General features: G+C 46.6%; 8 protein-coding genes. All 8 read right to left on the bottom strand.

The window, feature by feature from the left end:
- Positions 1-143: 143 nt before the first annotated feature.
- On the bottom strand, positions 144-1,259 hold the full coding sequence (locus SSED_RS20835) for an OmpP1/FadL family transporter (RefSeq protein WP_012144328.1): 1,116 nt from the start codon (positions 1,257-1,259) through the stop codon (positions 144-146).
- A gap of 26 nt (positions 1,260-1,285) precedes the next feature.
- Positions 1,286-4,363: an efflux RND transporter permease subunit gene (locus SSED_RS20830; RefSeq protein WP_012144327.1), complete on the bottom strand. Its 3,078-nt coding sequence runs from the start codon at positions 4,361-4,363 to the stop codon at positions 1,286-1,288.
- Positions 4,363-5,463 (bottom strand): efflux RND transporter periplasmic adaptor subunit, encoded by a 1,101-nt coding sequence (locus SSED_RS20825; RefSeq protein WP_012144326.1) that lies wholly within the window; start codon positions 5,461-5,463, stop codon positions 4,363-4,365. Before SSED_RS20825 ends, SSED_RS20830 begins: the two co-directional genes overlap by 1 nt.
- 140 nt (positions 5,464-5,603) lie before the next feature.
- On the bottom strand, positions 5,604-6,242 hold the full coding sequence (locus SSED_RS20820) for a hypothetical protein (protein WP_012144325.1): 639 nt from the start codon (positions 6,240-6,242) through the stop codon (positions 5,604-5,606).
- 54 nt (positions 6,243-6,296) lie between these two features.
- Positions 6,297-7,850 carry an arylsulfatase gene (locus tag SSED_RS20815; RefSeq protein ID WP_012144324.1) on the bottom strand — a complete coding sequence of 518 codons (1,554 nt, stop codon included), beginning with the start codon at positions 7,848-7,850 and terminating at the stop codon, positions 6,297-6,299.
- 39 nt (positions 7,851-7,889) lie between these two features.
- Positions 7,890-9,311 (bottom strand): DUF1254 domain-containing protein, encoded by a 1,422-nt coding sequence (locus tag SSED_RS20810; protein ID WP_012144323.1) that lies wholly within the window; start codon positions 9,309-9,311, stop codon positions 7,890-7,892.
- Positions 9,312-9,525: 214 nt separating this feature from the next.
- Positions 9,526-10,431: a LysR family transcriptional regulator gene (locus SSED_RS20805; protein ID WP_012144322.1), complete on the bottom strand. Its 906-nt coding sequence runs from the start codon at positions 10,429-10,431 to the stop codon at positions 9,526-9,528.
- 103 nt (positions 10,432-10,534) lie between these two features.
- A complete protein-coding gene (locus SSED_RS20800) occupies positions 10,535-11,686 on the bottom strand; it encodes an anaerobic sulfatase maturase (RefSeq protein WP_012144321.1) in 1,152 nt (383 codons plus the stop codon).
- Positions 11,687-11,690: the final 4 nt, after the last annotated feature.

Below are 11,690 nucleotides of genomic sequence, written 5' to 3'. Positions count from 1 at the left end.
TCCGTTGCTTTCGAGCGTGACGGTTCAAGTCCGTCCTCCGGTACCAATCAAGTAAAAAGGCCTGCCATTGTGCAGGTTTTTTTATGTCTGAAATTTGATAAGCCGAAGTCATGTAGTCATACCGTCCTTCGGCTTGCCGGCAATTAGAATTGATAAGATAAAGTGATGAAGTGCACCCGATTCTCGCTGTACTCTCCTGATGGACGAAGCAGCTCTCTCCCTTGGGAAATTATCTCGGCATCACCTAGGTTCTGATATTGGTAGGCTATCCCCAATTTAGCTCCTGAAGCTAAGGTTTTTTCAGCGCCAATTCCTAATCGCCATTGTTTATCGAGCGGTAATACAATGTCTCTATACTCGGCATCGACAGGGCTACTATCAATGCTAAATCCCGCCTGCCACAGCCAGTGACCCGCTTGATACCCGGCAGCGATACCTGCGGAGTAGGTGTCTTGATAATTAGCATCGTAGTCACTCCAAGATTGCCATTTGGCATTCGCCATAATGTTCAATTGCTCGGTAAGCTGGTGATCTATGCCAATGTCAAACGTCGCCGGCCAATTGATGGCCATGCCTTGAATGCCGAGAAGTGCTTCGTCAAATTCGATATCGTGTTCGCTACCATGTTGATAGTTTGCGCCAATGCGTGTTTTCTCATTCAGTTGATATTGAGCCGAAAGTGCAAACGTGGGTGCCAACTGTTTGCCAGTCACGGTGCGATCGAACACTGAGGCTTCAACGCCGGCATAATTGGTGATGATACTGGCGCCTAAAGCGAGTTGTTCATTAATTTGATAGGCTGCTGAAGCAGTTAGGCTTAGCATGGTTATTTTGTTCTCTTTTACGATATTTTGCGCGCCACCGGCAATACCATTACTGTAAGCAACACCTAAGCCACCGGGCGAGTGAAGCGCTATGCCAGCCACCCAATCTTCATTGAGCCGTTTGGCATATGACAGATGCGGGATAAACTGTAAGCCATTGCTCTGCGTGCTCTCGCCCTCTTTAGGTTCAAATTGAGAGCGCACATCTAACAACTGACCACCCAGCATCATATTTGAATCTTCTATCCCTGATAAACCTGCCGCATTAGTGATGGTTGCTGCTGCATCGGAATTATTGGTGACTCCTGCAGCCCCAGCGGTTGCCACACTGTCAGCGGTGCCGATTTGAGACAGGCTAAGCCCTGCAGCCATGGCGCTACTTGTATTTATCACTGCAGTTGCAGAGAGTGCTAAAAGGATTTTACTTCTGTTCATTTTCTACTCACTCAATTAGCGCAGTACTACTGCGCTTTGATTTTATGGATCATGGTGTACATCACAGGGATCACGATGAGGGTTAATATCGTGGCGAAGGTGAGGCCCGACATAATGGCAACAGCCATAGCCTGGAAAAAGCCGTCAAAAATCAATGGGATCATGCCAAGTACGGTCGTAACCGCTGCCATACTTACCGGACGAACCCTAGACACTGACGCATCCACAACAGCAAGGTAGGCCTCTTTACCTTGGGAGAGCTGCAGCTTTATCTCTTCAACCAGCACAATGGCATTTTTAATCAGCATGCCCGATAGGCTCATGGTTCCCAGCAATGCCAAGAAGGTGAAAGGCATATTGGCAAAGTAGAGACCTACGACAACCCCAATAAGAGCGAATGGCACTACAGTCCAGATAACAGCAGCATCTTTATAGGAGGCAAACAAAAAGATGGTTATCAGCACCATGACCAAATAGCCGCCGCCAAGTTTTTCACTCAAGGCAATCATGGCATCGCGAGATGACTCATACTTTCCACCCCAAGTTAAGTTGTAGCCTTCGGGCAGCTCAATGGCTTCAACTTCAGCTTTAAATGAGTTTAAAACTGACGCCGTGGTACTACTGCCCATTGGACTTTCATCAGTCATCGCCATAATAGTGCGTTTGCGGTCTCGTCGCATAATGACGGGATCTTCAAACTCCACCAGTACTTCTTTCAGCACTTGGCCAAGATTGACGTACTGGCTTAACTCATGACTCCAAATCTGCAGTTCACTAATCCCGCCAATATCTAGTCGCTCCTGCTCTGGAGGTTGAATAATGATGGGCAGCAAATCACTACCATCTCGATAGAGTCCTACGGTTCTGCCCGAGAAGTTTGCCAGTAACACGCCATCCACTTGCGCCTTGCTGATCCCGAGTGACCGACCCGCAGCATCATTGAATTGAGGCCGGATCACTTTGGTACGCTCGCGCCAGTCATCTCTGATGGCCGACGCATCTTGAGAACGCTCCATAATTGCTTTGGCCTGCGCAGATAAGCTCCTTAATACATCAGGATCCGGACCAACAAACCTTGCCTCAACTCGGCCATCTGGTGCAGGTCCCATCTCGAAGCGCTTGAAGTTATATGTCGCACCGGCAAAGCCTTGCTCGACAATCTCTTCGACATCGCTCATCACCTCTTTGAGGCGATCGATATCTTTGACTGTGATGAGCAAATTGCCATAGTTGTTGTAAAGCTTCTCAGGCTTATAGGCGAGCATGAACCGAACATGACCTCCACCTATGCTAGAGGAAACTTGCTCTACTTCAGGGTGTGCGAGTACCGCCTCCTCCACCTTTCTCATATGCTCAGCGGTGGCATTAATATCGGAGTTATATGGCAGCCATGTATCGACCATAAACTTGGGTAAGTTCATTGGTGGAAAGAACTCATTTTTCAGCATGCCAAAGCCTTTCACTGAACCCAGCAATAGTACAATGAGCAGTAACATGGTGGTTTTGCGGTAGCGAATACAGCCTTGCAGCAAGACTCGGTAACTTGTGAAAATGACACCTTTATAGGGATCGATAAACTCACCATCTTTAGCAACCTTAACGTTTTTAAACAGTCGGTCGGCCAAGAATGGGGTGATGGTAATAGCGGTGATCCAGCTAAGCGTCAATGAAAACAGGACCACCCAAAACAGACTACCAACGAGCTCACCCGAAATATCTTCAGATAAGCCAATCGGGGCAAATGCGGTTACCGCAATAACGGTTGCCCCTAACAGTGGCCATTGGGTTTGCTTTACAATCTCCACAGCCGCATCGAAGCGAGATTTACCACGTTGCATGCCGATGAGTATGCCTTCAACAACTACGATAGCGTTATCCACCAGCATTCCTAGAGCAATGATCAGTGCGCCTAGTGAAATCCTTTGCAAATCAATAGCCATTTGCTCCATGGCCATAAAGGTACCCATAACACTAAGTATTAAAACGGTACCAATAATGAAGCCACTTCTGAGCCCCATGGTCAGCAAAAGCACAAAAATAACGATGGCAACGGCTTGAATAAGGCTGATGACAAATCCATCGACCGCTTGTTCAACCTGTTCTGGCTGATTGTAGATAAGCTCCAGCTCCATGCCGATGGGCCGAACCTTTTCAAGCGAATCGATTAAGGTGTTGATCCGCTCGCCTACCGCGATGACGTTCTGGCCGCGAAGAAATGACACCCCAAATTCAAGTGCAGGCTGACCGTTAATGGTCATGATTTTTATGGGGGTTTTGGCGTAACCAGTGCTAATGTCAGCAACATCATTCAGATAAATTCGCGCATCACTGCCCTTGGGGCTAACTACAAGATTTTTCAGCTCACTGACACTAGAGAACTCCCCCGTTGGCGACAGACGAATGGTGTCATTTTGCACTCGAATTCTGCCGGCGTTTGAAACCACATTTTGCAGAGCTAAAAGTGACTCTATATGGCTAACCGGGATATCAAGCGCCGCTAGCTTTCGCCTTGAAAGCTCGATAAACACTTGTTGTTGCTGTGTACCTGCAACACTGACTTTGCTCACCCCCTCTATCGTCACCACCTCACGACGAAGATAGTCAGCATATGACTCTAATTCGGCATAACTGTACCCTTCACCAGATATGCCCCAAATCATGCCATATACGTCACCAAAATCATCGTTAACCGTTGGCTTATCCGCGCCGGGGGGAAGCCCCTTTAAGTCGCCAATTTTGCGCCTAACTTCATCCCAGATCTGTGGCAGATACTTGCCGGTATACTGCGACTCCATCATCACTTCGACTTGGCTTAATCCCGCCGTATTAACCGACTTTATGTATTTAACATAGGGCAGTTGTTGCAGTGCGTTTTCGATAGGAAGTGATAGCTCCTCCTCGACCTGCTGCGCAGACGCACCTGGATAGCTGGTGACAATCATGGCTGAGCGCGGTGTAAACTCCGGGTCTTCGAGACGGCCTAAGTCTTGAAACGCAAAGTAGCCGCCGACGCCAAGTAACACCATTATCAGCCAACTAATGACGGCATTTTTAATAAAAAAACCGGCAATGCCGCTGCCTTGTTTTTCGGTATTGGTATCCATTACAGGCCCCGCTCACGTGCCATTGGCTTGATCTCTTGCCCCTCTGACAAGCGAGTCGGCGCGGCGGCAATAATGCGCTCACCCACTTTTAATCCGCCCGCAATAACGGCTCCGTCTTGCTCGATGCGACTAAGCACGACCTCTCGCTGCGCAGCTTGATTATTATCATTCACCAGCCAAACAAATGACTTCGACTCATCAAGTGCGACTTTTTCATCACTAAAAACAGCGGCTAGTGGCACTTTTACCAGCTCGGTTTGGCGAGCATTTTGTGCCAAACTCAGTGACAGATCGGCACTCATGCCGGGGAGGATGCGCAAGGAATCGGGTGATAACATTGAAAAGGTAACGCGATAGCTGAGTGCGCCATGACTACTGTGTTTTTGCATCTCTTTAAACTGAGCATCTATCTCAGTATTCGGATAGGCATCTAACACCACTTTGGCATTGAAATTGACGAGTTCTTGAGGGTTAAAGCGCTCGACTAATTTTTCAGGTAGGTCAAAGCTCACCTCCTGTAACGACTCGTTTTGGAATGAAAAAATAGGCTGAGCGACGGCGATGTGGTCATGCTGCTCTACATGATTCTGCGCAATGATACCGTCAAATGGCGCTCGCAACTCTGTGTATTTAAGATTCTGATTTGCTTGTTCTAAGTTAGCTTTTGCAACCAACATTTCAGCCAGCAATGTATCTGATTCAGATTTAGATGCTAAGCCTTTATCTGTTAGTAACTGAATTCGCTTATATTGGGCAAATGCGAGATCGTATTTGGCTGAGGCATCGTCGAGTAAAATTTCAAAATCAGTATCATCAAGAGAAGCAATTAGCTCGCCTTTTTTTATTCTCTGACCCTCTACAACATCCAGAAATTCGACCTGTCCATTGACTCGAAATGCAAGCTCGGTACTCTGCTCCGCACCAACAACAGCGGAAAAGCGTCTTACGCTATTTGGGTTAACAGTCTCAACAGTAATGACCTTTGCAGGTCTGATGAGGCTAGTCTCTTCGCCTGCCGTCTCTTGTTGTACTTTGCAGCCAAACAGTATCGAAGAGCTCATTAAAGCTAATAGCAATTTGTGGCTTTTTACGTCAATCATCTCTTGCTCCAAACTCCACCCTTTACGGTGTGGAGGATGTGGGTAGTCATGCCAAGATTGACCATCTAATACCTGCGGCCTTATGAATGCGTGCAATTAAGAGACAGGCTTAACAGTCTTACGTGACATAACGTTATTCATTAGAATCGGGCGCGATACGTTATCCAGGCGTTGTTATCACTATCACCCGTGATCACTACAACGTTGTCTTGATCGACCTTGTAACCAATTTGAACTTCAGCGGAAAACTTTCTTGTTTCTTCACCATCTAAGCCGTAGCTGTATTGCGGTGCGATCTGTAAAAAGAACTTTTCGGCAAAGTCATATTTGAAGTAGTTGACACTGGATATAATGCGAGTTTCTCTGAATTGGTCATTTGCCTCCCAACTCTTGCCGTAGGTTAATGCACTGTATAATTTAACCTTGTCGGAAAGTGGGAAGACCTGCATCACCCCAACTGTAGCGTAGTTACTCGTGAGTCCATCGACTGAAAAATCATGTCCGGCATCGATAAAAAGTCCGGTGCCGGTTTTCTTATTTGGGGTAAAAAAACGTACCCGATAGTTTTCGAAGTTATTTTTAGTTTCTAACTTACCTAGTGCACCCCAATCCCCTTTGGAAATACCAAACTGAAACGTCGCGCCCAGCCCCTTGTTGCCCGCTACAATTTCGCCACCGGTATAGACCGACATAGGGTCAGTCATATCAGCTGGCTCTTCAGCGTAAACAAGCTGTGAAATCACGAGTGCCATTAGCGCCGGTAATGTTCTGTTAACCATCGATAGATCCCCTGTAAATCAAGAATGAGGTGCGCTTGAGCGCACCTGCCATGGTTATTTGTTGCTCTTTTCTTCAACGACAGACTTGTCGTTCATACCAATGCCGCCGTTTGTTAAACGAGGAGGGAAGGCTTTAAGTGACTGCTGATGTTTACCAACTGCTTTAAGTAGCTTTGGCAGTACCCAAGTCTTCTCTTTCATCCAGAGGAACCAACCGCGGGTATCAGGAGAGCGCTCAAACGGATCCGCTTTAATATTGAGGATCATGCCCAATGGCCACTCATCTGCAGGGGCAATCCATTCGGTTTTGGTTTTAAGGTGTACTTTCCACTCATCAACACGGAATGCATTTAAGCTATTCTCGTTATAGAAGAAGAACTCATGTCGATTACTCTTGCCACCCTCAGTCAGCATATCCAGTTGGTTATAACCATCGATATGCACCTTGTAGGTTTCGTCGTTAATCTTCTTGCCTGTTAGCAAGTCTTGCTTGATATCCGCGTCACCCGCCGCAGCCATAATCGTTGGCACCCAATCTTCGGCAGACATCAAACCATCGGTATATTCTCCTTGAGGGATCTTGGCTGGCCAGCTCACTAACATTGGTACGCGGAAGCCGCCATCCCAAGTGGTACCTTTTTGGCCACGGAAAGACGCCGCTCCGGAGTCAGGCCAATGGTCCAGATTCACACCGTTGTCGGAGGTAAATAGGATGATGGTGTTGTCTATCTCTCCGGTCGCTTCTAGCTTGTCGAGAAGCACACCAATTTGATCATCGAGCTCAACTAAACCGTCATAGTAGGTATTATGTTGGCTAGCACCTTGATACTCAGGGCGCACATGGGTTTTCTGGTGCATACGCGTTGGGTTGTACCACATGAAATATGGCTGGTCGTCATTCGTTGCTTCATGCTTTTCTAGCCAGTTGATAGCAAAATCTAAGAACTCACCATCGACAGTCTGCATCCGCTTAGCTCCCAGTTCACCTTGGTCGCTAATGGTTTGCTTACCGATCACACCAAAACGTGGGTCGACGGTGTCGTCAAACTTATCGGTCGCGACAGTATGGATCATGTTGCGGCCACGCCCCTTAAAGTTGGGATCTTTAGGAAACTCCGGCTGCTCGTGCATCTCCATCACGTTGAGGTGATAGAGGAAGCCGTAGAACTCATCAAAGCCATGCACAGTTGGTAGGTGGTCATTGTTATCACCCAGGTGACTCTTACCCACATGTACGGTGGCATAGCCTTTGTCTTTGAGCATTTCCGCTAGGGTCGGGTCCTCTTTTTGCAGGCCGCGGGTCGAGCCCGGTTGTCCAACAGAGGTTAAGCCGGTTCGAATAGGATATTGGCCAGTGATAAAGGCAGAGCGACCCGCAGTTGAACTGCCTTGAGCATAGTAATCACTCACCATCATGCCGCGCTCGGCAATTCGGTCGATATTAGGCGTACTGACTGCACCTAAGCCGCGGTGATATGCGGAGATATCCATGGTGGTGACATCATCTAACATGATGGCAACGACGTTAGGCTGAGTTGATGCTGCTGACACACCGCTAGAGGCAACAACTGCTAAGGCGATCGCTGACTTGGTTAATTTGTTAACCATAATGGCTCCTAGATCTATTTAACTGAGTAATGAGAAACGTTATTTAAGGTTTTGGATCGCAGGGACTGTCCACTTCATCTCAAGGATCTCTTTCGATGGAATGTAGAGCCTGGCGAGTACATAGAAATTGCCTTCTGGCGTCGGTAACCAGTTAGCGGATTTGTTTCCTGCGGGGTTGTCATGCTGTAGATGGATGTCGAATGAGCCATCGGCGTTTTTATCGAGATCGGTGAGGTTATTGACGCTGTAACGCTTTATCTCATTACTGACCAAGAGTTTGGTTTTGGCGTCGTATACCGTCAGTGACCAAAAAGCACCTACTGGTGGGGCTTTATCAAAGCTCATCTTGTAGCCTTGACCACCATTAAGAGGCTTGCCTTTACCGTCGGTGTAGGTAATTGGGTAGATAGCTTCGTTTGGACCTTGCCCACCAAGGTATGGTCCGGCAACCAGTGATCTTAAGGCGTTGTCATCACCGAAATCATCGAGCTCAAACGCGTAGAACCAGCCATCTTTGACTTCCAGCGTGTTCGGGTTCGCCACTTGAGCACTGATAATCTGCTGGGCATCAGTCATGGCTTGCACCAACACCTGCTGCATTTCAGGAGATAGTTTAGTGGCGTCAAAACCTTGCTTAGTTAAACCAATCTTTTCAAACTGACCAAAGAGTGCCTGTTGGCGCTCATCAAGCGGGTTTTGTTTGACATACTCCGCCAGCTCAGTGAAGAAGCGTAGCGCATCCTCCTCTTGCCCTGGGCGCGCGCTAAGTTCGGTAGCGACTTGCTTGGCTGGTCGACCTAAATACTCGCTTAATGGTGTGATCTCATATTTGTCTTGTACGGCATGTACATTGGCATAGTCTTGCTCACCTAAGACCTGTGTACGGCCCCATAACCAGACTTTGTCTGTCGGTGCTTCGATCACTTTAGTGTTGCGAGGCGCTTCCCCTTTCCAGCCCGGTGGCACGATTAGGAACTCTTTAGCGAGGCTGCCAGTTTCACGAGTACCAACGTATTGAAATAGGTTGTGCCACATATCAAACATGTTGATGACAAAGTATCTATCTTCAACATCTGGCACGGATAGTACGATTGGCTCCTCAGAAACGTCCAATACTGCACTCGAGTACAAGGTATCCCGGTTCGCCGTTGGCATGTCTTTGTCTGCTGGTGAACTGAGTCTTCTGGCGTGTCCAAACTCGTTTAAGGGAGCGCGATAACTGGTATCTGCTTGAGGCGAGCTGATGTCGGTATATTGGCGGGAGATCTGCTCCATTCTTACCAATGCTGAACCCCACAGATAGGCATTTACACCTAAGCTGTAGGTTTCACCGAGTAAACTTTGTTGGATGGTTAACGTCTGTTCTGACTGAGTATTTTGCGAACTTTGCTCTGCATAACAAACTGGTGACGTTGCAATGGCGATAGCCAGTACGACTTTAGCTAAATGGCTTTTAATCATAGTGTTTCTCCGTTTTTTTTAAACGATAAATAAAAACGGACAAAAAAGGGGTGATAGTGATTATTACGTTATTTAATAGCCTGAATAGATGGGGAGAACTGGCAGTAAATATAGGAGTTACAGCTTATTGGAGGGGAGAGTTGGAGCCTGCGCCGTACCGATTTAAGCCTTGAAAATCATCGGCGCATGCGAATTTGAAGGGCTAGATTTTATGCTATTCGTTCATTAAGGCTAAGATTTCATGCTCTAGCCAGTCCGTTAATGGATTATGTCGATTTCGTTGATGGGTAAATAAGGCGTACGAGCGTCTGAAGGTATCCTTATAAAGCTCTCTAGGTAACGCCTCATAGCGATAATCATTCCCCAGTACAGTAGCGCATTTTTCAGTAGCCACGCAGATAAAATCGCTGTCTTTAACCAGTTTGAGCATCATGCTCATGTCACTGCAGCGCAAGTTGATATGTCCATCGAGGTCATATTTCTTAATCAGCATTTCAGCCTTTGAGGGCTCAGTGTAACCTGGAATAGTATTAACGCAGATTGGATAGTTGAGAACTTCGGTAAGCGTATTGTCTTGAAGCGGATGGCCTTTACGCATAATTAACATGAACTTGTCGTAACCAAGGTCACGCTGATATAAAACCTTATTGGTATCCATCGGCAAGTAAGATATTCCCCAAGCTTTAGGATCGCGCTCTAGCAGTTGTACGGCATTGTGGCCCCAATGAGCACACTCAACGGTGAGTTTAGGGGCGAGCTTAGTAAGCTTACCAATAAGCGGCGCACCGATAACAGCCATCAATGGGGAGGGAAGCAGCAACTTGAGCTCGCCAGACATATCGGCAATATTCCACACCTCTGCATCTAAGTACAACTGTTCCATCTGCTCAAGTAAGTCCGGTAGTTTAGCAATGATCGTTAAACACTTTGGTGTGGGCTCAAGTTGAGTTTTACTGCGCACGAACAGTTCATCATTAAACTGCTCACGTAGCTTTTTCAGCATAACGCTAATGGTTGGCTGACTCACATTTAAAGCTTTGGCGGCCTGCACTGTTTGTCTTGTTTCATTTAAGACCAATAGCAAGCGCAATAAATTATAATCGTTCGACATGACAACCATTACGATTCCATTTAAAAATTCATTATAAGAACATTTTGCCGCTATAACATACTCATGTTATTGATAAATGCCGGATTGCCGATATTTACTCGCTACCAAATGTTTAAAAAATGGGGAAGAAAGCAGGTGAATAGCCCTGTTTCATCGCATCGACCATCGACAGCATCTTAGGCAAAGCATGTTTAAAAAAGATCTCGTAACCCTCGCAAAGCACGTTATGATTCTCACCTTGTACTGTTTTTAGCGTTCTATTTTTAGGGCAGCCGCCGTTACATATGTCGAGAAAATCACAATCGCGACACTTGTTACTCAATGCTTCATATTTTGCCGCGCCAAAGGTAACTTGCCTCTCACTGTTTGCCATCGCTTTTAAGCTGGACTCGCTGTTACTGAGCTTGAACTCGTCATAACCATAATGATCGCAGCTATAAACTGATCCATCGGTTTCAACCATCAACTGCTGGCCACAGGTCCTACTGTGGTGGCACATCTGGCTTTGATAGCCCATCAATATCATCAAGCAGTTTTCAAAAAACTGGATATAAACTTTGCCTACATCTTTTTCGCTCCAGAGGTCAAAAAGCTCACAGAGAAACAAGCCCCACTGCTTTCCTGTTAACGACCAGTTGTACTCTGAACGGCTATCGAGTTCATGATCGACGCAAGGTTGAAACTGCATATAACCACTGCCAGCTTCTTTCAAAAATGGATAGATATGCTTGGCGTGGCGATAGGTTTTATTATTCACTACGGTTAAGGTATTAAACTCAACATTGAAGTTTTTAAGATGCTTTATGCCGCGCATGGTGCGCTCGAAAGAGGAGTGACCTTTCTTATCGACCCGAGCAATGTCGTTAAGCAGATTGGGGCCGTCGATACTGACCCCCAACATGAAGTTATGATCAGAAAAGAATTGTGCCCAGCGTTCATTAATCAAGGTGCCGTTAGTTTGCATGGTGTTCATCACCACCTTTCGGGTCGTCGACTCATGCTGTTTCTTTACTGCGCTTTGGTAAAACTCCAACCCCCGAAGCATTGGCTCACCGCCATGCCAAATGAAATCGACCTTTTCCGCTTTATTTGGCTGTGATTTTATGTGCTCTTTTATCAATTGTCCCATTAACTCTTCACTCATTGAGCAGTTTTTATCTGCTTCATCTAAGTGGTTTAAGTAGTAGCAATAGCTGCAATCTAAATTACATTTTGCTCCTTCAGATTTAATGAACAAACTAAACGGTAAATTAAGGTGATTCATACAG

Source organism: Shewanella sediminis HAW-EB3, from assembly GCF_000018025.1.
Classification (GTDB): domain Bacteria; phylum Pseudomonadota; class Gammaproteobacteria; order Enterobacterales; family Shewanellaceae; genus Shewanella; species Shewanella sediminis.
This window is presented reverse-complemented; position numbering and strand designations above follow the sequence as displayed.